Source organism: Acetobacter okinawensis (assembly GCF_002153655.1).
Taxonomy (GTDB): domain Bacteria; phylum Pseudomonadota; class Alphaproteobacteria; order Acetobacterales; family Acetobacteraceae; genus Acetobacter; species Acetobacter okinawensis_A.
In genome coordinates this window covers 1-448 of record NZ_JOPJ01000087.1, presented here as the reverse complement: position 1 = coordinate 448, position 448 = coordinate 1, and the positions used below count along the sequence as shown (strand labels likewise).

At 52.5% G+C, this 448-nt stretch carries 1 pseudogene; it reads left to right on the top strand.

The features are described 5' to 3' along the window. Positions 1-32 precede the first annotated feature (32 nt). Positions 33-448 (top strand): annotated as a pseudogene (locus tag HK26_RS12840) (hypothetical protein); the annotation flags it as partial.

Genomic DNA, 448 nt, shown 5'->3' with positions numbered 1-448 from the left:
TTCTTCCCTTCTCACACAACAGGAACAGGCAGATGACCGAAAACAATACTCCCGATACACAGACAGACACTCTTTCTTCCGAAGCATTCCTTGAAGAGCTTCTGGGCATTGTCCCGGATAAGGAAACCCCTGTTGGTGAACAAAGGTCAGGCTTTACCTGCCTGAAGGTTCTTCCCGAAGGCCACAGCTTTCCTGAAAATTCCCCATCAAGACGCATGGATCGTTTTGCCAGTGTCAGAAGGCTGGAAAACCCTGTCAAACTCCATACCCCGCGTAACTTTGCAACCCTGAAGGCCAGAGTTCTGGACGCATGTCCTCATGCTCCACAGGCTGTTGAGGTGCTGGCTTGCAGTGATGAGGAATGGTCTGAATGGGGAAAAGTTGTTCCCATGCGTCCGGTGCTTCTGGTTGGGCCTCCGGGGTGTGGCAAGTCCACAGTGGCAAGGCT